Annotated in this window: 22 protein-coding genes and 2 pseudogenes; 12 read left to right on the top strand and 12 right to left on the bottom strand. The window is 60.6% G+C overall.

What is annotated here, in order from left to right:
- Nucleotides 1–280: 280 nt before the first annotated feature.
- The 3 genes from ACWKV5_RS01740 to ACWKV5_RS01730 all read left to right on the top strand — a co-directional run bounded on the left by ACWKV5_RS01740 (nt 281) and on the right by ACWKV5_RS01730 (nt 3,329).
- Complete coding sequence (locus ACWKV5_RS01740; RefSeq protein ID WP_483839890.1) at nt 281–1,603, top strand: acetamidase/formamidase family protein; 1,323 nt, start codon at nt 281–283, stop codon at nt 1,601–1,603.
- A 144-nt stretch (nt 1,604–1,747) separates the two neighbouring features.
- Nucleotides 1,748–2,587 (top strand): HvfB family MNIO-type RiPP peptide maturase, encoded by an 840-nt coding sequence (locus ACWKV5_RS01735; protein WP_483840310.1) that lies wholly within the window; start codon nt 1,748–1,750, stop codon nt 2,585–2,587.
- Nucleotides 2,580–3,329 (top strand): HvfC family RiPP maturation protein, encoded by a 750-nt coding sequence (locus ACWKV5_RS01730; protein ID WP_483839889.1) that lies wholly within the window; start codon nt 2,580–2,582, stop codon nt 3,327–3,329. The genes ACWKV5_RS01735 and ACWKV5_RS01730 overlap by 8 nt, the downstream gene beginning before the upstream one ends.
- A gap of 151 nt (nt 3,330–3,480) precedes the next feature.
- Here the strand turns inward: ACWKV5_RS01730 and ACWKV5_RS01725 are convergent, their stop codons facing one another.
- The 5 genes from ACWKV5_RS01725 to ACWKV5_RS01705 form a co-directional block, all read right to left on the bottom strand.
- Nucleotides 3,481–4,425 carry a phosphatidate cytidylyltransferase gene (locus ACWKV5_RS01725; protein WP_483839888.1) on the bottom strand — a complete coding sequence of 315 codons (945 nt, stop codon included), beginning with the start codon at nt 4,423–4,425 and terminating at the stop codon, nt 3,481–3,483.
- The gene (locus ACWKV5_RS01720; RefSeq protein WP_483839887.1) at nt 4,422–5,021 is read right to left on the bottom strand and encodes a lysophospholipid acyltransferase family protein; all 600 of its coding nucleotides are present in this window, start codon (nt 5,019–5,021) and stop codon (nt 4,422–4,424) included. Before ACWKV5_RS01720 ends, ACWKV5_RS01725 begins: the two co-directional genes overlap by 4 nt.
- Nucleotides 5,008–5,640 (bottom strand): CDP-alcohol phosphatidyltransferase family protein, encoded by a 633-nt coding sequence (locus tag ACWKV5_RS01715; RefSeq protein WP_483839886.1) that lies wholly within the window; start codon nt 5,638–5,640, stop codon nt 5,008–5,010. The genes ACWKV5_RS01720 and ACWKV5_RS01715 overlap by 14 nt, the downstream gene beginning before the upstream one ends.
- A 94-nt stretch (nt 5,641–5,734) precedes the next feature.
- Nucleotides 5,735–7,045 carry an ATP-binding protein gene (locus ACWKV5_RS01710; protein ID WP_483839885.1) on the bottom strand — a complete coding sequence of 437 codons (1,311 nt, stop codon included), beginning with the start codon at nt 7,043–7,045 and terminating at the stop codon, nt 5,735–5,737.
- Nucleotides 7,042–7,782: a response regulator gene (locus ACWKV5_RS01705; protein ID WP_027925241.1), complete on the bottom strand. Its 741-nt coding sequence runs from the start codon at nt 7,780–7,782 to the stop codon at nt 7,042–7,044. The genes ACWKV5_RS01710 and ACWKV5_RS01705 overlap by 4 nt, the downstream gene beginning before the upstream one ends.
- A gap of 307 nt (nt 7,783–8,089) precedes the next feature.
- On the opposite strand from ACWKV5_RS01705, the gene ACWKV5_RS01700 reads away from it, so the two are divergent.
- The 3 genes from ACWKV5_RS01700 to ACWKV5_RS01690 all read left to right on the top strand — a co-directional run bounded on the left by ACWKV5_RS01700 (nt 8,090) and on the right by ACWKV5_RS01690 (nt 10,016).
- Nucleotides 8,090–8,353: a DUF2790 domain-containing protein gene (locus ACWKV5_RS01700; protein WP_483839884.1), complete on the top strand. Its 264-nt coding sequence runs from the start codon at nt 8,090–8,092 to the stop codon at nt 8,351–8,353.
- A gap of 47 nt (nt 8,354–8,400) precedes the next feature.
- Entirely contained in the window at nt 8,401–8,655 is a 255-nt protein-coding gene (locus ACWKV5_RS01695) for a hypothetical protein (RefSeq protein WP_483839883.1), read from the top strand.
- Between the two features lie 152 nt (nt 8,656–8,807).
- Nucleotides 8,808–10,016 (top strand): cytochrome c biogenesis protein DipZ, encoded by a 1,209-nt coding sequence (locus ACWKV5_RS01690; protein ID WP_483839882.1) that lies wholly within the window; start codon nt 8,808–8,810, stop codon nt 10,014–10,016.
- Between the two features lie 9 nt (nt 10,017–10,025).
- On the opposite strand, the gene ACWKV5_RS01685 is transcribed toward ACWKV5_RS01690, so the two are convergent.
- Nucleotides 10,026–11,018: an AraC family transcriptional regulator gene (locus tag ACWKV5_RS01685; protein WP_483839881.1), complete on the bottom strand. Its 993-nt coding sequence runs from the start codon at nt 11,016–11,018 to the stop codon at nt 10,026–10,028.
- Between the two features lie 181 nt (nt 11,019–11,199).
- On the opposite strand from ACWKV5_RS01685, the gene ACWKV5_RS01680 reads away from it, so the two are divergent.
- Together ACWKV5_RS01680 and ACWKV5_RS01675 are read left to right on the top strand one after the other, a co-directional pair.
- On the top strand, nt 11,200–11,469 hold the full coding sequence (locus ACWKV5_RS01680; RefSeq protein ID WP_123436123.1) for a DUF4242 domain-containing protein: 270 nt from the start codon (nt 11,200–11,202) through the stop codon (nt 11,467–11,469).
- A 36-nt stretch (nt 11,470–11,505) separates the two neighbouring features.
- Nucleotides 11,506–12,318: a class I SAM-dependent methyltransferase gene (locus tag ACWKV5_RS01675; RefSeq protein WP_483839880.1), complete on the top strand. Its 813-nt coding sequence runs from the start codon at nt 11,506–11,508 to the stop codon at nt 12,316–12,318.
- A gap of 150 nt (nt 12,319–12,468) precedes the next feature.
- Here the strand turns inward: ACWKV5_RS01675 and ACWKV5_RS01670 are convergent.
- Both ACWKV5_RS01670 and pcsA read right to left on the bottom strand, forming a co-directional pair.
- Nucleotides 12,469–12,606, bottom strand: a pseudogene (locus ACWKV5_RS01670) (DUF488 family protein, N3 subclade); the annotation flags it as partial.
- A gap of 6 nt (nt 12,607–12,612) precedes the next feature.
- A complete protein-coding gene (pcsA, locus tag ACWKV5_RS01665) occupies nt 12,613–13,335 on the bottom strand; it encodes a phosphatidylcholine synthase (RefSeq protein WP_483839879.1) in 723 nt (240 codons plus the stop codon).
- Nucleotides 13,336–13,595: 260 nt separating this feature from the next.
- Here pcsA and ACWKV5_RS01660 point away from each other — a divergent pair, with 260 nt between their 5' ends.
- Nucleotides 13,596–14,321: a tellurite resistance TerB family protein gene (locus ACWKV5_RS01660; RefSeq protein ID WP_483839878.1), complete on the top strand. Its 726-nt coding sequence runs from the start codon at nt 13,596–13,598 to the stop codon at nt 14,319–14,321.
- A gap of 114 nt (nt 14,322–14,435) precedes the next feature.
- On the opposite strand, the pseudogene ACWKV5_RS01655 reads toward ACWKV5_RS01660, so the two are convergent.
- Nucleotides 14,436–14,525, bottom strand: a pseudogene (locus ACWKV5_RS01655) (cupin domain-containing protein); the annotation flags it as partial.
- 140 nt (nt 14,526–14,665) lie between these two features.
- Between ACWKV5_RS01655 and ACWKV5_RS01650 the strand changes: the two are divergent.
- Genes ACWKV5_RS01650 through ligD form a run of 3 tightly spaced genes read left to right on the top strand, consistent with a single transcriptional unit; the run spans nt 14,666 to nt 19,624 of the window.
- Nucleotides 14,666–16,042, top strand: a complete 1,377-nt coding sequence (locus tag ACWKV5_RS01650; protein ID WP_483839877.1) for an iron-containing redox enzyme family protein — start codon at nt 14,666–14,668, stop codon at nt 16,040–16,042.
- 10 nt (nt 16,043–16,052) lie between these two features.
- On the top strand, nt 16,053–17,048 hold the full coding sequence (locus ACWKV5_RS01645) for a methyltransferase (protein WP_483839876.1): 996 nt from the start codon (nt 16,053–16,055) through the stop codon (nt 17,046–17,048).
- Entirely contained in the window at nt 17,045–19,624 is a 2,580-nt protein-coding gene (ligD, locus tag ACWKV5_RS01640) for a DNA ligase D (protein ID WP_483839875.1), read from the top strand. The genes ACWKV5_RS01645 and ligD overlap by 4 nt, the downstream gene beginning before the upstream one ends.
- 155 nt (nt 19,625–19,779) lie before the next feature.
- On the opposite strand, the gene ACWKV5_RS01635 is transcribed toward ligD, so the two are convergent.
- The 3 genes from ACWKV5_RS01635 to ACWKV5_RS01625 all read right to left on the bottom strand — a co-directional run bounded on the left by ACWKV5_RS01635 (nt 19,780) and on the right by ACWKV5_RS01625 (nt 23,461).
- Nucleotides 19,780–20,460 carry a DUF3313 domain-containing protein gene (locus ACWKV5_RS01635; protein WP_483839874.1) on the bottom strand — a complete coding sequence of 227 codons (681 nt, stop codon included), beginning with the start codon at nt 20,458–20,460 and terminating at the stop codon, nt 19,780–19,782.
- A gap of 49 nt (nt 20,461–20,509) precedes the next feature.
- Nucleotides 20,510–21,778 (bottom strand): OmpP1/FadL family transporter, encoded by a 1,269-nt coding sequence (locus tag ACWKV5_RS01630; RefSeq protein ID WP_483839873.1) that lies wholly within the window; start codon nt 21,776–21,778, stop codon nt 20,510–20,512.
- Between the two features lie 69 nt (nt 21,779–21,847).
- Entirely contained in the window at nt 21,848–23,461 is a 1,614-nt protein-coding gene (locus ACWKV5_RS01625) for an arylsulfatase (protein ID WP_483839872.1), read from the bottom strand.
- Nucleotides 23,462–23,673: the final 212 nt, after the last annotated feature.

Below are 23,673 nucleotides of genomic sequence, written 5' to 3'. Positions count from 1 at the left end.
AGCGAGCCTGCTCGCGAAGGCTGTGTGTCAGTCAGCATAAATGTCGATTGAGACGCCGCCTTCGCGAGCAGGCTCGCTCCCACAAGGGGATTTTTGTTTTCTCGGGGGAATGGCGGTGTGTATCGCACTGTATCTAAACCCGCACCCGATACAGTTTCAGCCACCGCCGGCCATTGCCGAACACAGCCCGGATACAAACCTGCGATGAACTGTACAAGCCATCCAGCGCCCGAACACCGGTTCCGCGCAGGCATTCTCACTCCGTGAAGGGAACCCCCTGATGACTAAGCTTGTGTCTGAAACCAACCCCGTCAATCGCCTGCGCGTCGACCATTACACCCAAGGCATCATCGGCCCAAGCCAGCCCATGCTCGGGCCGCTGGCCGACGGTGGCACGCTGATCACCGGCACGCCGCCGGGCTGCTGGGGGCCGATGATCACGCCGGCGTTCGAAGGTGGCCACGAAGTCACGCAACCGGTGGCCATTGCCGGCGCCGAAGTCGGTGATGCGGTGGCGATCAAAATCAAAAGCATGCGCGTGACCTCGCTGGCGACGTCGTCCGGGGTCATGAGTTTTGTCGAGGGGCGCTACAACGGCGACCCGTTCGTCTCCAAATTCTGCTCCAAGTGCGGCACTGATCACCCGGCCAGCCACGTCGAAGGCATCGGTGAAGACTCGATTCGTTGCAACAACTGCGGCGCCGAAGTCAGCGCGTTTCGTTTCAGCCACGGTTACGTGATCGTGTTTGATGCGCAAAATCAGGTCAGCCTGACCGTCAATCAGGATGTCGCCAACCGACTGGCCGGCAACGCCTCCGAGATGTCGGCACTGCCGGATTTTGCCGCCCAGCATTCGATCCTGTCGCTGGCCCGCGCCGACATCCCCGGTGTGGCCGCGCACATGCGCCCGTTCCTCGGCAACATCGGCACCACGCCGTCCCGTGACTTGCCGGACTCGCACAACTGCGCCGATTTCGGCCAATACCTGATCAACGCACCGCACCGTTTCGGCATGACCCGCGAAGAACTGCACGCGGCGAAAACCGACGGCCACATGGACACCAACTCGATCCGCGAAGGCTGTGTGCTGATCTGTCCGGTGAAAGTGCCCGGCGCCGGGGTGTACATGGGCGACATGCATGCCCAGCAGGGCAACGGCGAAATCGCCGGGCACGCCACCGATTGCTCCGGGGAAACCGAAGTGCAGGTCCAAGTGATCAAGCACCTGACGCTGGAAGGCCCGATCCTCCTGCAAAACCTGGACGACCTGCCGCCCATGGCCCGTCCGATGACGGCCGAACAACGGCAGAAAGTCCGCGAATTGGGCGAACGCTGGGGTCAGCATGACATCGAGCAGAGCGGCCCGATCACCTTTATAGGCAGCGGCGAAAACCTCAACGTCGCCGTGGAAAACGGCCTGAAGCGCGCGGCCTCGGTCACCGGCCTGCCGTATGACGAGGTGCTCAACCGCGCGACCATCACCGGCTCCATCGACATCAGCCGCTTGCCCGGCACCGTGCGCGTGACCTTCCTGTGCCCGATGACCGTGCTGGACCGCATAGGCATCGGCCATCTGGTGCGCGAGAAATACGACCTGGCGTAACGCCCACCCACGGGTCTGTACCGAAGTGTGTACAGACCCGCTGCTGATACATCCACCCGGATTTTCTGCCACAACCGAACACAGCCCCGATACAGCGCTTCGATTAACTGTGATTCCGTTATGGCAATCATTGAGATCGACACCATGCAGACCTCTTCCACACCCACCAAGGCCAGCGTCGGGCTCGGCCTGCGTCGCGGTTTAATGAAAGACCTTCTGGCCGCCCGTACCGGCGATTTCGACTTTCTGGAAGTCGCGCCGGAAAACTGGATCGGCATCGGCGGTGCCCATGGCCACGCATTGCGCACCCTGGCCGAACGATTCCCTTTGTCCTGTCACGGCTTGTCGTTGTCCCTCGGCGGACCGGCGCCACTGGACGTGGGATTTTTGCAAGAAGTGCGGGTGTTCCTCGACCAGCACCAGGTGCCGTTGTACAGCGAGCATTTGAGCTATTGCAGCGATGACGGCCATCTCTACGACCTGTTGCCGCTGCCGTTCACCGAAGAAGCGGTGCACCACGTGGCGGCGCGTATCCGTCAGGCCCAGGACATTCTCGGGCGGCGTCTGGCGGTGGAAAACGTGTCCTATTACGCCGCGCCACAGCAGGACATGGACGAGGTGACCTTCACCAACGCGGTGTTGCGCGAGGCCGATTGCGACCTGCTGCTCGACGTCAACAACGTGTACGTCAATTCGATCAACCACGGTTTCGATCCGCTGACCTTTTTGGCCAATGTCGATTCCGGCCGGGTGGTGGGCATGCACGTGGCCGGGCACTTCGATGAGTCCGATACCTTGAAAATCGACACCCACGGCGCCTCGGTGAAACCGGTGGTCTGGTCGTTGCTGGCGCAGGCGTATGCCCGATTCGGCGCGCAACCGACGCTGCTGGAGCGGGATTTCAACTTCCCGGCGTTTTCTGAACTGGTGGCCGAATTGCAGACCATTCGCCGCTTGCAAACCGAGGGAATGAACCGTGGATAAGCCGAGCCTGTTTGAACAGCAAACCACCTTGGGTCGCTACCTGCGCGATCCCGATCACTGCGCGCCCCCCGGTGAAATGAATGCGGCGCGAGCCCAGGTGTATCGCGACCTGATTTTCGCCAACCTGTCGACGTTGCTCAGCGGGACGTTCCCGGTGCTGATCAAGATTCTCGGTGATGAGCAGTGGCGCACGCTGGTGCGGATTTTCCTGCGGGATTACCGCGCGCAGACGCCGAAATTCGGCGAGATCGCCAAGGAATATATCGAGTTTCTCGCAGCTGAACCGCAGGCGTTGAGCGAGGGCACATGGCCGCCGTTCATGGTGGAGCTGGCGCATTACGAATGGGTCGAGATGGCGCTGCAGCAGTCCGATGCCGAGCCGTTGACGCGCAGCGATGCGGCGTTGATCCTGCAGCGGCCGTTGCAGGTTTCGCCACTGGCATGGCCGTTGGCGTATGGCTGGCCGGTGCAGTTGGTCGGGCCGGATTTCCAACCCAAGGCAGCACCGGCTCAGCCGACGTTGTTATTGGTGCGCCGGGCGGAAGACTGGAGTGTGAAGTTTTCCGAACTGAGCCCGTTGGCGTGGCGGTTGTTGCAGCGGATCGAGGCGTTTCCCGAGCTGGATGGACAGGCGCAGCTGGAAGGTTTGGCGGTCGAGGCGGGGGCGAGCGGTTCTGCGGAGTTCATGCAGAGCGGCGCGGCGTTGTTGCGCCAGATGCACGGGGAAGGGGTGGTGGGCTGACCACCATTACCCAAGCACCGCATTAACCCTGTGGGAGCGAGCTTGCTCGCGAAGGTGGTGCGTCAGCCAACATAATTATCGACTGATACTGCGCCTTCGCGAGCAGGCTCGCTCCCACAGTAGTTTGTCCACTCCAGATCAGCTGCGTGGTTCAAGCGGAGAAAAAATACCGCGTCAGGTGAAAGAAAATCGGTGCCGCAAAGCAGATTGAATCCATCCGGTCGAGCATGCCGCCATGCCCTTTGATCATGGTGCCCCAATCCTTGGCGCTCAGGCTGCGCTTGATCGCTGACATGACCAGCCCACCGAGAAACCCCATCACCACAATCACCAGCGACATCAGCAGCGACTGCCAGAAATTGAACGGCGTCATCCAGAACATGCACCCGCCAATCAGCGTGGCCGACAAGCCGCCACCCACCAAACCTTCAACGGTTTTCGACGGGCTCACCAGCGGCGCGACTTTGTGTTTGCCAAAGAGCTTGCCGAACACGTACTGCAACACGTCACTCAACTGAACGACAAACACCAGATAGAACAGCAACAACGCGTTCTGCCCGGTGAACCCTTGCAGGTCCAGCAACAACAGGGCCGGGGCGTGGCTGATGCAATAGATGCAAATCATCACCCCCCATTGAATCTTGGCCGCGCGCTCCAGAAAGCTGTCGGTGTCCTGGCTCAGCACCGCTATCGCCGGCAGCAGCAGGAAGGCGTACACCGGAATCAACAGGGTGAACAGCGAATACCAGTGCGTGCCGATCAGCACGTATTGCAGCGGGATCAGGATGAAAAATGCCGAGAATAGCGCGTTATGGTCGCCGGGGCGGGTGGGCGTCAGGGTGATGAATTCCCGGAGGGCGAACAGCGAAATGAAGCCGAACAGAATGACCGTCGCATTCCCGCCCAGCAGGTAGGAGACGAAGAAGATGATCACCATCCCCCACCAGGCATTCACGCGCTGATTGAGGTTTTCGATGGTCGAGATCGAGCCCTCGGTTGTCGCCCGTTTGGCCAGCACGCGGCCAATGATCGAAGCCACCGCCAGCAAGCAGGCGATGGCGCCAAAGAACCACAAAAACTTTTGTTCGAGCGTCATGCCGACAACCTCACGATGGCGTCACGCGCCCGTTGCAGAAACACCTGTTTTTCCTCATCGGCAATCCGTGGCATCGGGTTGCCGATACGGATGGTGCAGATGATGGGCAGCGGCACGTGTTTGCCCTTGGGCATGGAGCGGTGCAGGTTTTCCAGGTAGATGGGCACCAGATCAACCTCGGGGAACGCCTCGGCCAATCGGTACAGGCCGGATTTGAATTCCCCGGGCAAGGCCTGGCTGGAGCGCGTGCCTTCCGGAAAGATGATGATCGAATGGCCGGCGCGCACCACATCGAAAATCGGCTCAAGCACATTGGCACCCGGCGTCGGGTTGCGGTCGATCAGCACGGCATTCAGGCCTTTCTGCGAGATGTAGCGCAGAAAGCGGTTCTTTCCCCAGTAGTCGGCGGCGGCCACCGGTTTCACGTTGACCCGGGCTTCGGGGGGCAGGGCGGCGATGATTGCCAGCGTGTCCATGTGGCTGGTGTGATTGGCAAAGTAGATGCGCTGGCGGGTCAGGTCCGGCGGGCTTTCCCAGCGGGCGGTGACACCGATCAGGAAACGCAGCACTGAAATCAGCGCATTACTGATCCACATGGAGATTCCCCTTGAGCTGACGCGAGATGGCCAGGGTTCGCGTGACACAGGTCGCAGCGGCCCCGGCGGCGATGATCACCAGCGCGATCAACAGTGCGTAGTGCGTGCCATACATCGTGGCTTCGAACGCATTCAGCAGCAGCCCGGCGGTCATCACCGCCATTCGGTGCTGCTTGGCCATGGGGCCGATGAAGGTCTGCTTGAGGCCCAGCGAACCGCCAAACACGCGAACATACGCCGTCAGCGCCGCGGCCAATGCGGCAAACCAGCCGAGGTCGATGTGCCCGATGGCATAGCCGAGCCCGATGATCAGCAGGCTGTCGGCAATGCGGTCGGGGAATTCGTTGTAGAGGCTGCCGATGTCGGACTTCTTGCCGCCCTCAATGGCCACCATGCCGTCGAACAGGTTGCACAGCAGGCGCAGCTGAATGCCGATGGCGCAGAGGATCGAGCCGACGAGGCCGTTATCGATATTCAGGGCCGCCGCCCCGGCGAGCGCGAAAGCGATGCTGGCGACGGAGATCTGGTTGGGGGAAATGTCGCGTTTCACCAAGCGGTCGGTGATGCGTTTTGCCCAGCCCGCCGACCGTGTCTTGATGGGCCTTCTGTTGTCATCCATTTACCGATATCCCTATTCATGATGATGCGCCGCAAGGGCAAATCGCCCGGCAGCGCCCCACAATATAGAGGCTTTCCTGCGCCCCTGCGTCTGTTTACTGACTGGCAGGTCGAATCGGCAACTTCAACTCAGCACACAAACCACCGCCTTCACGATTACTCAAGACCAACGACCCGCCGATGGCCAACGCCAGTTGCTGGGCAATCGCCAGCCCAAGTCCGGTGCCGCCGGTACTGCGGTTGCGCGAGTTTTCCACCCGGTAGAACGGCTCCATTACCTGTGCCAGCTCTTCCTCGGCAATGCCCGGCCCCCGGTCCATGACTTTCACCGACAGGCTGCCGTTTTTGCTTTCCACCTTGAGTTCGGCTGCGCCCGCGAACTTTAAGGCATTGTCGGTCAGGTTCACCAACACCCGCCGCAACGCATGGGGTCGAGTGTTGATGACGGCTTCACTTTTGCCGCCCAGTTGCACGTCTTTGCCCATGTCCTGATAGTCGAACACCAGACTGTCGAGGAATGAGTCCATGTCGGTGCGCCGGCTTTCTTCGGTGGAGCCGTGAATGCTGCGCGCGTACGCCACGCCTTCGCGTACCAGGTGTTCCATCTCGCCTAGGTCGTTCCACAGTTTGTCTTTTTCGACCGAGTCGTCCATGAATTCGGCGCGCAGTTTCATGCGGGTGATCGGGGTTTGCAGGTCGTGGGAAATCGCCGCCAACAGTTGCATGCGTTCCTTGAGGTACGCGGCAATGCGCGCCTGCATGGCATTGAACGCCTTGGCCGCGTGGGCGACTTCGGTCGGGCCTTTTTCGTCCAGGTGCACCGCGTGGGCATTCGGGTCGAGGGTTTCCACGGCTTGGGCAAGGCGTGTCAGCGGGCGGATGGCGATGCGCACGGCCAGCCAGGTGCAGGCGATCAGCAACGCCAATTGACCGAGCAACACGAACGGCAGCCATGGCGACAACGGCACCATCGATGGACGCACGTCGATGGTCACCGGGCTGCCATCCGCCAGTTTCAGGTGGACCTGGAAGTGTTTGATCGGGCCGGGAATGTCGGTCACGGTCATCGGGTAGTCCTTGCCGATAGCGTCCTTGATCGACGTCACGGCAATCGGCGTGTCGCGCATGGCCGTGCCCGGCGAACCTTCATCCAGCAAGTAGCGGTAGTTGCGCCGTTCCAGTTGCTGCAGCCAGCTCGCCCGTTCCGTGGCCGGCAAGCGGTCGAGGATGGCGATGGAGGTCGAGACGTCGGTCTCGAGGTTGCCGAGCATGGTGTTTTTCGCGGTTTCGTAACGCTCGTAATACTGCGCGCCGAAGGACAGCGCCTGGGCCAGGATCAAGCCGACAAGGAAGATCAGTGACAGCCGCGAGGCGAGGGTGCGGGGCCAGCGAATCGCAAGGTTCATGAGGGCGCACCGATAACTTCCACTGCCAGGGAAAACACATAGCCTTCACTGCGCACGGTTTTGATGTAAGCCGGTTCGCGGGCGTCGTCGAGCAAACGCTGACGCAAGCGGCTGACCAGCAAGTCGATGGAACGGTCGAACAGGTCGGCGTCGCGGCCCTGGGTCAGGTTCAGCAATTGATCGCGATTGAGCACCCGCTGCGGGTGATCGAGGAAGACCCGCAGCAAACGATATTCGGCGCCGCTGAGCGCCACCATGGTGCCGTCCTCGTCCAGCAGGTGCCGGGCCGAAGTGTCCAGGCGCCAGCGACCGAAGGCCAGCAGCCGGCCGCTTTCGGTCACCACCAGGTTCGGCGGCAACATGCGCGTGCGGCGCAGCACGGCGTTGATGCGGGCGAGCAGCTCGCGGGCGGCGAACGGTTTGACCAGGTAATCATCGGCGCCCATTTCCAGGCCAATGATGCGGTCGGTTTCGTCGTTGCGTGCGGTGAGCATCAACACCGGCGTGGCCTTATGTTTACCGGCGCGCAATTCGCGGCAGAGCATCAGGCCGTCGTCGCCGGGCATCATGATGTCGAGCACGATCAGGTCCACCGGCGTGGTTTCAAGGAAGGCGCGCATTTGGCGGCCGTCGGCGACGACGGTGGTGCGCAGGCCGTTCTTCTTCAGGTAATTGCCTACCAGTTCCCGGATCTCGCGGTCATCGTCGACGATGAGAATGTGATCGACGTGTTCCATGGGGGCCTTGCCTCTGTAAGTGGGGGATGCCACGCAGTCTATCGAGCCTTGGCCCGCTTGCCCGCCGCCCTTTGTATTGCAGTGTATCTGGCTTGGCGGCGGATACACGCAGACGCAAAAACACGGTTTTTCAGGGGTTTTGTATCGCTGTGTATCAGGGGGCGGCTTTGATACGTACCGATTTATACGCGTCTGTTCTCGACACAGACCAGATACCTCGCGGGCTTCTAATAGGTTCCATCGAGGCAAACCAGACCGCCTCGGCTCAATTGAACGACCTACCCATTGAAGCCTTGAGGAAACCGCCATGAACACCAAAGCCATCTACGCCGCTTGCCTGTTTGCTGCCCTGAACATCTGCACCTTGTCGGCCCGTGCCGAAGCAGACGTTACACCGAAAACCTACACCTACGGCACCCATCTGGACATCAAGAAGGTCGTGTCGCTGAAACAGGACGCAACCCCGGTCTGCGGCGTGGTCGATGCGCAACTGACTTACCTGGATTCGCAGAACAAAACCCAGGTCCTGGACTACCGCAAAGTGGCTGACAACTGCAATTCGGACAACTGATTGCTGCGCTCACCCATTGCCCACCCCTTTGAAACAGGAAGACCCTCATGAACAACGTAAGCCGCTACCTGACCGCCATTGCCTTCTCCGTCGCCGGCGCCGCCGCCCATGCCAATGCCGCTGTTGAACAGAACAGTTGTGGCAGTGCCACCTGCTTTCAGCTGACGCCGGTGGCGCACAAGGATTCCAACGCATTGCTGGCCGAGGATGGTTATAGCCGTACGCCGCAGGGGCAGATGGTTGCAGAGAACGGCGGAAGCCGGACTCCCCAGGGGCAGCAACTGGATAACCAGACTGCCTGATAACCCCACCGCCCCCTTGTAGGAGTGAGCCTGCTCGCGATAGCTGAGTGTCAGTCGACATCAATGTTGAATGTACCGGCCTAATCGCGAGCAGGCTCACTCCTACAGGGATTGTGTGATTTGTCGCCCTTCATTTATTTCAAGGTGATCCCATGTTTCTCATCGCTTTCCTGGGCGGCATATTGACCGTCCTCAGTCCCTGCATCCTGCCGGTCGTTCCGTTCCTGTTCGCCGGGGTCAAACGTACCCGTTCCTCCATCCTGCTGACCCTCGGCGGCATGGTCCTGACGTTCGCCCTGATCTCCAGCCTGGCCGTGGTCAGCAGTGAGTGGGTGGTGCAAGCCAACAACACCGGTCGCCATGTCGCGCTGTTCGTGATGGTGCTGTTTGCCCTGTCGCTGATTTCGGCCCGGGTCGGTGACTGGATGGCCCGTCCGTTCGTGGCACTGGGCAATCGCCTTGATCCGGACACCCGCAAAATGTCCGGCCCGTTGAGTTCGGTGATGATCGGTGTCGCCACCGGTCTGCTCTGGGCGCCGTGCGCCGGGCCGATCCTCGGTGTGATTCTCACCGGCGCCATGCTGCAAGGCGCCAATGCGCAGACCAGCCTGTTGCTGCTGGCGTACGGCCTGGGCAGCGCGCTGTCCCTGGGGACTTTGATCTTCGCCGGTCGCGGCTTGGTCAATCGCTTGAAAGCGTCGATTCCGGTCACCGGTTGGCTGCGCAAGGGTGCAGGTGTTGCGGTGCTGGCGGCTGCGGCGGTGATTTCCACCGGTGCTGACAAAACCCTGCTGGCCGGTACCTCGTCTGAAGGTGTCAGCAGCCTCGAGAAAGGCGTGCTGGAAAACGTGCCGAAAGTCGTCGATTACTTCGTCAGCAAGGTGAAGGCCGATACGATGGACAACGCCCAGGGCGTCATGCCGTCGCTGAACGGCGCCGTCGAATGGATCAACTCGCCGGCCCTGACCAACGAGTCGCTGAAAGGCAAAGTGGTGCTGGTGGATTTCTGGACCTTTGACTGCATCAACTGCCAACACACGCTGCCGTATGTGAAGGACTGGGCGAAGAAGTACGAGAAGGACGGTCTGGTAGTGATCGGTGTGCACACCCCGGAATACGGTTTCGAACGCATCATCGACAACGTCAAGGATCAGGTGAAAAAGCTCGGCATCACCTACCCGGTGGCCATCGACAACAACTATACGATCTGGCGCAACTTCGATAACCAGTACTGGCCCGCTCACTACCTGATCGACGCCAAGGGCCAAGTGCGTTACACCCACTTCGGCGAAGGCAGCTACGAGACGCAGGAGAAGATGATCCAGCAACTGCTGGAAGAGGCGAAAGCCCCGGCAGCGTAAGCGATCAAATCAATGGCCCACAGGCTCCGCGCCGTGGGCCATTGGCTTTTTCACCTGACTGCGCCGCCACGCGGCCGGCGGTGCACCGAACTCGCGACGGAAGGCTCGACTGAATGCGGTATCAGTCTGGTAACCCACCTCTTCGGCGATGCGCATCAATGAGCTGTTACTGCTGCGCAACAGGTTGGCCGCCAACAACATCCGCCATTGCGTCAGGTACTGCATCGGCGAACTTCCCACCAATTGTTGAAAGCGTTCGGCCAACACCGATCGTGAGGCACCGGCCGTACGTGCCAGCTCATCCAGGGTCCAGGCGTGACAGGGTTGGTTGTGCAGTGCGTTCAACGCAGCACCGACAATCCGGTCGCCGACCCCGGCCAGCCAGCCGGTCCGCCCTTCGCCCTGTTCGTTCATGTGCAGGCGCAGCACTTCGATGAACAACACCTCGGCCAGTTTCGCCAGCACGCCTTCGCCACCGGGCCTCGGTGAGCGGGCTTCCGCCAGGGCATAACGCACCGAAGACTCCAGCCACATGCCAGCGTTCGAGCCGCGCACATTGACACGGACCACGGCCGACAGCCCGGTCAGCAACATGCCGGCCAACCGCGTATCGCACGCCAGATAACCGCACACCAACCGCGTGACCGCACCGCCTCCGCCATAGCTCAATTGCCGGGGACGCCGCGCCAGCACCACGTCCAGCCGCGCACCTTTGGCGGGCGGGAGTCCCGGTCTGGAAGTCATGCGATGGGCATCACCTTGCGGAAACACCACCACATCGCCCGCCGTCAGCAGCAGCGGAGGATCATCCCCGAGTTCGACGTAACACTCGCCCTCGGTGATCAGATGGAAAATCACCACGCGTTCAGCGCCGGGTTCCAGAAACGGCGCCGCCGTGTCGGCGCTGGGCGACTGGTAGCACCAGGGCGCGGTAAACCGCGCGTTGATGAAAATCGCGCCGACCAGGCGTACGACCCGCAAGGTTTGGGACAGGGCGTCCATGGAGGTTTTCCGGTGTAGGGATCGCATTGATTGTGAGCCTGTCGTCGCCGGGCGGCCAACCTCCGGACGATCGGACAAGGTTGGCCGACGATCGGGCAGGACGCCGGCGTGCGCCGGGGTGATAGTTGGCTCACAGGGCCACCACCGACCCTGTCATCAATAACAAGAATGAGAGGTTGCCATGCCTAAGTTCGTCATAGAACGCGAGATCCCCGGCGCTGGAACACTGTCAGAACGGGATTTGAAAGCCGCCGCCCTGAAGTCTTGCAACGTATTGCGCGAATTGCCAGAGGTGCAGTGGCTTCAGAGTTACGTCACCGGTGACAAACTTTACTGCGTGTACATTTCACCCAGCGAAGCGCTCATCAAAGAACACGCGACCCGTAGTGGTTTCCCGGCCAGTCGTATTTCCCAAGTGGCGAGCATTATCGATCCCACCACGGCGGAATAGGCCGCGGTCGGTTGCTATCCGTACGGAGCAGACTTCATGAGTACACCGATTGATCTCACTGCCCTGAAAAACCGCCAGATGGCCTCTTGGGCCAGCGGCGACTACGCCATTATCGGCACCACGTTGCAGATTGTCGGCGAGCAGCTTGCCGAAGCCTGCGACCTGCTCTGTGACGAGCGGGTGCTGGACGTGGCCGCCGGCAACGGCAACGCGACACTCGCCGCCGCACGCCGGGGTTGTAACGTGACCTCGACTGACTACGTGGCCGCCTTGCTGGAACGTGGCGAAGACCGGGCCAGGGCAGAACGACTGGAAGTGACCTTCCAGGTGGCCGACGCTGAGGCGTTGCCGTTCGAGGACGCCAGCTTCGATGCCGTGCTGTCGACCTTCGGCGTGATGTTCACGCCCGACCAGCCCAAAGCGGCCGCCGAACTGGCGCGAGTCTGCCGCCCCGGTGGGCGGATCGGCCTGGCCAACTGGACGCCGGAAGGCTTTGTCGGGCAGGTATTCAAGACCCTGGGCCGGTACATGCCACCACCGGCGGGGGCACAGCCGCCGTCCAATTGGGGCACGGAAGCCTGGTTGCATTCACACTTCGACGAACGCAACTTCCAGGTCCAGGTGACGCGCCGCACCTTTAACTTCCGCTATCGCTCGGCGGCGCACTTCATCGACATCTTCCGCAACTGGTACGGGCCGGTCCACAAAGCCTTCGCCGCGCTGCCGCCCGAGGGTGCCAAAGCGTTCGAACAGGACCTGACCGAACTGCTGAACCGGATGAACCGGGCGGGAGAGAAGTCGCTGGTGGTGCCGAGTGAATACCTCGAAGTAGTCATCACAAGGCGCTGATATGGCGCAGATCCAAATGTGGGAGCGAGCCTGCTCGCGAAGAGGGCGTGTCAGTCAACCATGATGGTGTCTGATACACCGCTTTCGCGAGCAGGCTCGCTCCCACAGGGGATTTGGGTGTTTGTCGGGTCTACACGAGGCTGGCACCTCGGGCTGCCACACATCATAAAAATCACAACTGGCAAACTCGGCCTTCGGTACGCCACGGGGCGGGCGGCGGACCGTGCCCAGGCGCAGGCCTTCATCGGGCGTGCGCGGTGAGCCGAGGCGAACGATATGAATGGCCATGGCGGGTTACGAGTGACGCGAGCCGTCAAACCACTCCAGTGCCGTGCGCCAGATGCAAATCCCCAAAAAATACGCCGACATCAGCAACCACAGCCCCATCACCATCGGGTTGATGACCGGATGATTGATCACCAGCGACAAACTGCACAGCAGCCAGATGGCGGTCACCGCGATGTTGATCGGCATGAACTTGCGCACGCGAAACGGGTGCAGGAACTTCATCCGGGTCACGGTCAACAAGGCCAGGCCGATGACGGTGAGCAAGGTGATCCAGGGTGATGGGGCGATGATGTACAGGCACAGCGCAACTACGTTCCACGCGGCCGGGAAGCCCTGGAAGTAATTGTCTTTGCTTTTCATGTTGACGTTGCAGAAGCAAAACAGCGACGACACCAAGATCAGCGACACGGTCAGCAGAAGCGTGTAGTCCGGCAGCGGGATGTAGCGATAGATGAACAGCGCCGGGATAAACACATAGGTCAGGTAGTCGATCACCAGGTCCAGGATCGAGCCATCGAAACTGGGCAGCACCGACTGCACATTGACCTTTCGCGCCAGTGCGCCATCCAGCCCGTCGACGATCAGCGCGACGCCCAGCCACAGCAGGCAGTGGGTCGGCTGGTTTTCCAGCAGTGCCAGGGTGGCGAGGAAGGCGGTCACCACACCAGTGGCGGTAAAACCATGGGCGCCCCATGCTTTGAGCCTGGCAATGTGTAAGGTCGAAATCACGGGGGCGTTCTCCAAAAAGTGAAGCAAGCCTGTTATCACCCCTTCAAGTGGGGGTGTCGGCAAACCGGGTCGGGTGCAGGTATCGACCGGAAATTCGGGCATAAGGTTCACCATCAGTAAATCTTAGCCAATACCCCGGAAAAAACCGTGGTTTTCAATGGGGCGAGCAGGTTTGACGTCAGCCCAACGGTGGTGGCGCATTTGCGGGCGAGGACTATCGTTGCCTGACTGGGTCACTTTCGTTTGATGAGGACGTCGTCATGAACACCAGCGATTTGCTCGAACAGTTACTGCGGGCCGGCCAGGGCTCGATGACGCAACAGGGCGGCGGTGGTGCGTCGTCGCAAGACCCGCTCGGCGGACTGGGTGGACTGCTGGGCGGTCTGATGGGGGGCGGCGCGGGTTCCAGCAGTGGCGGTGGCGGGTTGGGCGGATTGCTCGGTGGTTTGCTCGGCGGCGGTTCACCGATGGGTGGCTCGACCCAGACGCGCTCCGGTGGCGGCACCAACTATGCTGCCCTGGCGTCGCTGGGGATGATGGCTTTTCAGGCGTATCAGGCCTGGCAGCGCAGTCAGGCCTCGGCCCCGCAACAGGCGCCGCGCACGGTCGATCTGTTGTCCGGCCCGGAAGTCGAGGATCACAGCCATGCGGTGCTGCGCGCATTGATTGCGGCGGCGAAGGCCGATGGCCGGATTGACGAGGCCGAGAAGGGGATGATCAGCGCGGAAATCGGCAAACACACTGATGACCCGGACCTACAGCAATGGTTGGACGAAGAGGTGGCCCGGCCGCTGGATGCCTACGATGTGGCAGTGTCGGCAACCGATCCAGCGATTGCGGCGGAGATGTATCTGGCGAGTGTGATGCTGGTGAATGATCAGGGGGAGGCTGAGCGTAACTATCTGGATGAATTGGCTGGGGCGTTGAAGATAGATCCTGAGTTGCAGGTGCATCTGGAGCAGCAGGCCAAGGGTGGTGCTGCCTGACACAAAAGCTGTGTTGTTCATTAGATTGCTTTCGCGAGCAGGCTCGCTCCCACAGTTGATCTTCGGTGTACCCAAGATCCAATGTGGGAGCGAGCCTGCTCGCGAATCTGACTCAACCAAAAACCTGACGCCATACGCTTCGGCAATCTCCAATATCCGCGGCAAGTCCTCCGGCACCCGTAACCGATCCACCGCCGCAAAAAACCATCGGAGCTGCGCCACAGGCCCGTCTGTCCGGGCAATTTCAACGCCGATTGAATTTTTCTCCAGCGTCGTCGCTCTGCTGATGTAGAGACGTGTTGCTTGAACGTCCTGCCACTGGCCATAGACCGAGAGATGCGCCCATGACTGCCCTGACACGACTCCACTCCCGGCCTGCCCATGAGCAGGCAATGACTGCCGCTGGCAGCCTGAAACAAACTTACGAGCAGTTGCTGCTGAGCGAAGATGCGCAGCCGCTTGCGCAGACATTTCTGCACGCACAACTCCAGCAGGCGCAGAACCTGCCGCAGGCGATGCCCCAAGACCTCGCGGCCCTGCAAGACTTCGTCGAACAGCACTTTGCCGAAGTGGCTCGCCAGTACGCCGACTACCTCAAGGCCCGCAAGGCAGGCGGCGGGCGGCAGTTCTTCAGCAACAAGGCCCACGCCCTGTTTTTCCTGCAAGCGGTTGCCCCGACCAAACTGGTCGACGGCGCCTGGCTCTCCGGCTTGCTGCAACACTGGCGCGATCCGCGTTTCGACGGGCTGATCTGTACGTATCTGGAAGAACTGGGCGACGGCAACCCGGCGCAGAATCATGTGGTGATTTATCGCCGGCTGTTGGCCGAATTGGGCTTGCAGGACAGCGGCGTCATCGCCGACGAGCATTATCTGCAAGGCGCGATTCAGCTGGCGTTAGGTGAGTGCGCTGACGAATGCCTGCCCGAGGTAATCGGCTATAACCTGGGCTATGAACAATTGCCGCTGCATCTGTTGATCAGCGCCTATGAACTGACCGAACTGGGTATCGATCCGTATTACTTCACGCTGCACGTGACCATCGACAACGCCAGCACCGGCCACGCACACAAAGCCGTGCAGGCAGTATCGCAACTGATGCCGCTGGAAGCTGATCGCGAGGAGTTTCTGCGGCGGGTTGCGCTGGGCTACCGGCTGAATGATCTGGGGCAGGGCAGTCGGGCGATCATCGAGTCGTTCGACCTCTACCGCGAAGTGCTGAGCATGCTGGAGCGCAAACGACCGTTCGGCCAGCACATGCATTCCGACTACTGCCGGTTTGAAGGCAAGACCGTCAACCAATGGTTATCGGCACCCGAGCAGTTGCCCGGTTTCCTCACTGCCCTGGAAAACAAAGGCTGGATCAAGCGTCACCAGGACCCGCAAGCCAGCCGTTTCTGGCAGTTGATCGAGGGTGACGGCGCGGCCATGTTCGGGGTGTTCAGCCCCTATGAAAAACAGCTGTTGCACGACTGGATTGCCGGCGACTGGACACCCGAGTGCCCGCCGCCGGCCTATCGCCGCAGCCAACACGACGACATCGAACCTGAGTTGCCGGCCAGCGATCCGGATGTCCAGAGCCTGCAATCCGCGCTAGAGGGACTTCCCGCCGGCGAACAAATGCAGGTGCTGATCCCGTGGCTGTCGGCACGGCGGCATGCCGATCCCGCCGGCCTGCTGGCCACACGTCGCTTCATCGAGCTCAAGTCCAGCCTTCGCTAAGGAGCCTTACATGAATCAGGAAGAACACCTGAGCGCTGCCGACCTGGCGTTACTGCAACTGGGGCGCCGCTTGCAGGCCGACGGTTATCGATTCATCACGCCGACACCGCTGACGCACCAGCGCGTCCTCGACCGCGCCTTCGGGCGACAGGCCCAGACCCTGCGCGACGTGTTCGGTTGGTCGCGGCCGTTCGAGCCCGGGCTGTTGTCGGCGGATGAGCAGCTGCAATTGCAACGGGCTGGCGTGCTCGAGGAAGGCAATGGCCACCTGAAAAGCCGGGTGCGCTGGTCGAGCCTGGATGACCTGCTGTTTGTGCATTCCGCGTTTCCCACCGATGCGGCGGACGCGGTGTTCTTCGGGCCGGACACCTACCGCTTTGCGCAATTGATCCATGCCCATCTGCAACAGAATTTCGCCCCGATCCGGCGCGCCGTCGACATTGGTTGTGGTGCCGGGGTCGGCGCGATTGTGATTGCCCGCGCGCGCCGTGAGGCCGAAGTGCTGGCCGTGGACATCAACCCGGCGGCGCTGCGCCTGACCACGATCAATGCTGCGCTCGCGGAAGTGGCCAATGTCAGCGTTGAGACCAGCGACGTGCTGCAGGACGTTGACGGACAGTTCGACCTGATCGTCGCCAACCCGCCCTACATGGCCGACCCGGCCGAGCGGGCATACCGACATGGTGGCGGGGCGTTCGGTGAGCAACTGTCGCTGCGTATCGTCGAGCAAGCCTTGAATCGACTGGCACCCGGTGGTTCGCTGGTGCTGTACACCGGGGTGGCGATGATCGATGGCCACGATCCGTTCCTGCAAGCGCTGAAGCCGCACCTTGAGTCGCCGATGTTCAGCTGGACCTACCGCGAACTCGATCCCGACGTCTTTGGCGAAGAGTTGCTGACCCCTGGCTATCAACGGGTGGAAAGGATTGCGGTGGTTGCGCTCACCGTTACACGAGCCGGCCCCGGTATCGGAGGGATTGTTGAGTCAGCAGCGGGTGCGCCATGAACAGGAATCTCGACGACTACAACCGCATGCGCGATTTTTCGGCGACCTCTGAACCCGCTGCAAACAAGCGCCAAGGTAAAAAAGCCGGGAAAGACCACGCGCTGCAGTTCTGCATTCAGAAGCACGATGCCTCACACCTGCATTACGACTTTCGCCTGGAACTCGATGGCGCCCTGAAAAGCTGGGCGGTGCCCAAAGGCCCGTCGCTCGACCCCAAGGTCAAGCGCCTGGCGGTCCACGTCGAGGACCATCCGCTGGACTACGCCACGTTCGAGGGCAGCATTCCCGAAGGGCATTACGGCGCCGGCGACGTGATTGTCTGGGACCGTGGCGTGTGGATTCCACAAGAGGATCCGGCCAAGGCCTACGCCAAGGGCAAGCTCAAGTTCGAGCTGCAAGGCGAGAAGCTGGGCGGCCTGTGGAACCTGGTGCGCACGCACATGCCAGGCAAGCAGGAGCAATGGTTTCTGATCAAGCACCAGGACAGCGCGGCCAAACCCGAGAGCGATTACGACGTGGTCGCGGCTGAGCCCGACAGTGTGTTGAGTGACCGGACCATCGTCGCCAAAAAACCGAAGTCGACGGCCAAACCCAAACCCGTCAAGCAGCCCGCGCGCAAGGCCGTGCCCAAAGAAAAAGCCACGCCACTCACCGGCGCCCATAAAGCCCCACTGCCAGACCAGCTCAAACCCGAATTGGCAACGCTGGTGGAGAAGGCGCCGGACGGGCAGTGGAGTTATGAGATCAAATTCGACGGCTACCGGATCATGGCCCGGATCGATCACGACGAAGTCAGACTGTTCACCCGCAACGGCCACGACTGGACCCACAAATTGCCCCGGCAAGCCGAAGCCTTGGCGGCGCTGGGGCTCGAATCGGCCTGGCTCGACGGTGAAATGGTGGTAGCCAACGAGCAGGGCGTGCCGGACTTTCAGGCGCTGCAAAATGCCTTCGACGCCGGTGCCAGCGCCAACATCCTTTACTACCTGTTCGACCTGCCTTACCTCAACGGCGTGGACTTGCGCGAGGTGCCAGTCGAAGAGCGCAGGGTCGCACTGGCGACCGTGCTCAATGCCAATCATGACCCGTTGCTGCGCTTCTCGGATTCGTTTGGCGAAGCGCCGGACGCCTTGCTCACCAGTGCTTGCCAGATGCAGATGGAAGGGCTGATCGGCAAGCGACTGGGTTCGCCTTATGTGTCCCGGCGCAGCAGCGACTGGATCAAGCTCAAGTGCAAACACCGACAGGAATTCGTGGTGGTCGGCTACACCGATCCGAAAGGTTCGCGCAATGCGTTTGGCGCGTTGCTGCTCGGCTTGCATGACCGTGACAGCGGCAAGTTGCGTTACGCCGGCAAGGTCGGCACCGGGTTCAACGAGACGACCCTCAAGCGCATCTACGCGCAGCTGAAACCGTTGCTGGCGAAGAAGCCGTCGGTGGTCAATCCGCCGACCGGTTTCGAGGCCAAGGGTGTGCACTGGCTCAAACCCACGCTATTGGCGGAAGTGGCCTTCGCCGAGATGACCAAGGACGGCTCTGTGCGCCATGCGGTGTTCCATGGCCTGCGCGATGACAAACCCGCCGAGAGCATCACTGAGGAGCGCCCGAACGTGGTGAAAACCCCAGAGAAAAAAACCGTCGCTGCGGCGAAAAAGAAAACCGAGCCACCCGCGCCGTCGCAAATCGGTTTGGGCGAGGGCAAGGTGCGCATCACTCATCCTGACCGGGTAATCGACGCCTCCAGCGGCACCACCAAAGTGCAACTGGCCGAGTATTACGCCCGTGTTGCCGAGTGGATTTTGCCCGAGCTCAAGGACCGTCCCGTTGCACTGGTGCGCGCGCCGGATGGGATCGCCGGCGAACTGTTTTTCCAGAAGAACGCCGAGCGCCTGGCCATTCCGGGCATCACCACGCTGGACAAGGAACTGACCGGCCAACCGGTGATGATCATCAACAATGCCGAAGCGCTAATCGGCGCCGTGCAAATGAGCACCGTGGAGCTGCACACCTGGAATGCCACCGCTGACAACCTCGACCGGCCCGACCGCTTTGTGCTCGACCTCGACCCTGATCCGGCGCTGCCTTGGAAAAGCATGGTCGAGGCGACTCAGTTGACGCTGTCGGTGCTCGATGAGTTGGGCTTGAAAGCGTTTCTCAAAACCAGTGGCGGCAAGGGTATCCACCTGGTGGTGCCGTTGACCCGCAAGCTCGGCTGGGACGAAGTGAAGGACTTCAGCCATGCGATTGTCAGCCATATGGCCAAGCTATTGCCGGAGCGTTTTTCCGCGGTGTCAGGACCGAAGAATCGGGTAGGGCGGATCTTCATCGATTACCTGCGCAATGGTCTGGGCGCCACCACCATTTGCGCGTACGCGGTGCGCACCCGTGAGGGGTTGCCGGTGTCAGTGCCGATCTTTCGTGAGGAGGTAGCCGAGCTCAAGGGCGGCAATCAATGGAACGTGCACAACGTGCATGAGCGCCTGGCCGAGGTGGGTGATGAGCCGTGGGCGAATCTGAAGAAAACCCGGCAGACGATTACGGCCGAGATGCGACGGCGGGTGGGGATGAAAAAGTGATAGAGGGCACGCTGATTACCTGTGGCGAGGGAGCTTGCTCCCGCTGGACTGCGTAGCAGGCCCATTTTTGGGGCCACTTCGCGGCCCAGCGGGAGCAAGCTCCCTCGCCACAGGTTCAGTGTTACGGCTACTAACGTGTGTTAGCCGGCAAGGACTTATTTTTTATTGATGAACGCCCACAAGTCGGCGTTCAGCTTGTCGATGGCCACTTTGAAATCCTTGGCAGTGACATTCTGGCTTTCGTTTTCCAGGGTGGTGCCAAAGACCTTGCGCACGACTCTGCCCACGGTCTGGTTGGTGTTGGCATCGACGAATTCAGCCTCGATATACAATTCGGTGTCCTGGTCGCGGTGACCGGTGGCTGCTTGTGTCGCGCCGACAACGGCCGCAATCGGCACCACTTCATACCACTTCATGCCTTCGTTCGACGCGCTGACCCCGGTGATTGCCGCGCGCAGGACCAAGGTCCTGGAGCCGGCCGGTGCTGTCGTGGAGTTGGTTATAACCCGGTATTTGCTGCCCAGCGTGGCTTTGGCTTTGCTGGTCATGTAGTTCTGAATATCAGTCAGCGTCTGCTGATTCACCCGCTCATTGGGTTTCGGCGCCGGGTAGAACTCCAGCTTGTTGAACGCCACGGTGTCATACGCACTCGGGTTCCACGACGGGCTCACCCAGCGCATCGCCGTGCCACCGCTTGGCGTTTCGACTTCTTGCAGGTTGTTGTAACTGGTCAGGTAGCCGGAGTACTGCTCCTTCTCTGTGACTTTCGAGGTACAACCGCTCAGCAAGACGCCGGTCAATGCAGCACCGATGAACAGGTTTCGGGACAGATTCATAGTGGTGTTTACTCCATGGTTTGATTCATTTTTTTTCATTAACTACACATCAAAAACGCCAAGTCATGTTCCCGGTCAGCGCTTGTATCCAGGCGTTGTCGAATTGACCGGAAATTCGATCGCCTGACACGGACTTGGTCTGGTCGTCGGGCATATCGCCGAGCCAAACCATGGCCCAACTGACATTCACGTCGGTGTCCTTGTTCAGAGCATAGGTGGCTCCTGTGGCAATGCGCCAGGATTCGTTCATCGGCAAGATAACGGAGCGATTTCCGTCCGATACGGCACTGCTGTCGTAGGCCACGCCGACGTTCCACAGCCATTGCTCGGTGGCCTGGTATTGCGCGCCCAGCGAGAGGTGCCAGGTGTCCTTGAACCCGGCGTCGACCGTTTTCGATTGAGCACCCAACGCGGTGGTATCGACCTCCACGCCGATTTCGCCGAACTCCGACCAGTCCTGCCAGTTCGCCGAGGCCAGCAAGGCCCATTGCCGGTCCAGTTGCTGGAACAGGCTCAAGGTCACGGTCTGCGGCACTGTGGTGTCGATTTTAGTGTTGGTGTTGTTGATGCGATCCAGCAGGCGACCATCGCCTTTCACATCCAGCCGGTCTTCGAAGTCCAGATCGACTTTGCTGGTGTAGGTCAGGCCGATGCGCGTGCCGGGTTGCGGGGCATAGATCACCCCCACGTTGGCGCCGTAGCCCCAGGTGCCATCCTTGTACTTGAACTGGCCATCCGCGCGGTCGGTGAAGCCAAAGGGCGAGCGGTCGATGGCGGTATCTGCCTGCAACATGCCGTACATGGCCTTCACGCCTACGCCCACGGACCATTGCTCGTTGAAGCGGTAAGCCACGCTCGGCACCAGGGATAAACCCAGCAGGGAGGCGTTCTGTGCGAAGTAGCGCCCGGACCAATCGTTGTCGTAATTGAGCGCCAGCCCGAAATCGCCGTACTGGCCGAAACCGACGCTCCAGTGATCGTCGAGCTCATGGGTGATGAAGAAGCTGCCGCCAGGAATGGGGTCGAGGGCATTGCCACTGCCACTGCCGGGGGTGTTGGTGCCGGAATCGCGATCAAAGGACAGGTCACCGTAAAGCACTTGCAAACCGCCGGTGATTTGCGTGCCCGGCAGGTAACTCATGCCCGCCGGGTTGCTGGCGATGGTCGAGGGGCCTTGAGCGCGGGCAGCAGCACCGGCGTTGGCCAGTCCGGCGTTATCGGTGCCGATTTCATAGAGCATGATGCCGCCGGCCCAAGCTTGCTGGCAGCACAGCGTAAGGAGTGTGAAAGCGGGTAGGGCAACTGTTCTTGTTCGCATGATTTTCCCCCCAGAAAATGTCCCTTCGAACAAGGGTAGCTGGCGCCAGCCACCCTTGGATTCGGCTGCTTACTTGCCCATGGCTGCCCGGGCTGCCTCGATCTTGGCCTTGACCGAGTCGAGGTTGAAACTCGCGCCTTTTTGCATCGGCGGGAACTCAATGGCGGTCTCAGCCAGTTTGGCCACCTGTTGCTGCACGAACACAAAACGCCAGAACTGAAACTTGAACCAGTCAAAGTATTGCGTCGAACCTTCCGCAGCCCCATTGTTCGCCCAGCCCATGCGCTCGAACGGGTCGAGGCGCAGGTTGGTCAGGAACGGCACGTCCACCTGAACTTTTGCGCCCAGCCATGCACTTGGCTGGTCAATGAAACGATATTTGTAGTCATCGATGCGCACTGCACCGAGGGTGCTCTCTCCAAAGTAGAAGATTTCATGCCGGTTGGACGGGCCTTTGCCGGTAATCATCGGCGTCTGGTCGTAACCGTCGAGGTGCACCTTGTAGGTGGTATCGCCCAGTTGTTTGCCCTTGAGCAGTTCAGCAGTGATGTTCGTGTTGCCCGCCGCAGCCACCAGGGTCGGGAACCAGTCCATGCCCGAGATGATGCCGTTGGCGACCTGGTTGGCCGGTACTTTGCCCGGCCAGCGAATAATCGCCGGTGCCCGGAAACCGCCTTCCATCACGGTGCCTTTACCCATCGCAAACGGGGTAGTGCCACCGTCCGGCCAGGTGAAGTTTTCCGCACCATTGTCGGTGGTGAAAATGACGATGGTGTTGTCATCCAGTCCGTCTTTTTTCAGCTTGGCCATGACATCGCCGACGACGTCATCAAGCTGAGCCATGCCGGCTTCCTGTTCCGACCAGCCGTTTTCTGCATTGCGCATGCCTTCGTACTTGTCGGAAAGGTGGGTAACGATGTGCATGCGGGTCGGGTTCAGCCAGACGAAAAACGGTTTATTGTCCTGCTTGGCCTTGTCGATGAAGCTGAAGGTTTTGTCACGAATCTCGTCGTCGACGGTTTTCATCCGCTCCGGATACAGCGTGCCGGCGTCTTCGATTTTCTGTTTACCGACCTTGCCCCAGCGCGGCATGACGGTGGTGTCATCGGTGGTGGTGGCCCAACTGTGGACCATGTTGCGTGGCCCGACCTTGTCCAGCAGATCCTGCGGATAGTTGGGGTGCGCCGGGTCTTCCATGGCGTCGAGGTGATAGAGGTAACCGAAGAACTCGTCGAAACCGTGGACGGTTGGCAGGAATTCGTTCAGGTCGCCCAGGTGATTCTTGCCGAACTGGCCGGTGGCATAACCCATGGCTTTCAGGGTGGTGGCAATGGTCACGGCTTCGGCGGGAATACCAATCGGCGAACCGGCCTGGCCGACGGTGGTCATGCCGGTACGGATCGGCAATTCGCCGGTGATGAAGTTGGCGCGTCCGGCCGTGCAACTGGCCTCGGCGTAATAGTCGGTAAAACGCATGCCCTCATTGGCGAGCTGGTCGAGATGGGGCGTACGACCGGCCATCATCCCTTGGTTGTAGACGCCGATGTTGGACCAACCGATGTCGTCGCCCATGATCACCAGGATGTTGGGAGGCTTATCGGCGGCGTGAGACATGCCGGCCATAGACATCGCAGACAACAGTAGCGGCACGGCGAGTACGGAGGATAATTTTTTCCGGTTCATATCGAGTTCCTGTGCAGAGCGTTAGCACTCGGAGAGAAGCCCCCCGGCCTCACTGAAATATTGGATCCCCCCGCGAACAGCGTAGGTAAATATCGTGAAATATCCAGAAACGGACATGCGAAAAGAGGCCAGGCCGGCTCAAAAATGCGATTTGCCGAGCAATTGAATGTCGTGCGTCATCACACAGCACTTTCGACGCCAGCCTGTTCATG

This window comes from Pseudomonas oplopanacis (assembly GCF_057128725.1).
The sequence above is the reverse complement of the archived record's forward strand: the minus strand, read 5'-3'. Positions and strand labels throughout refer to the sequence as shown.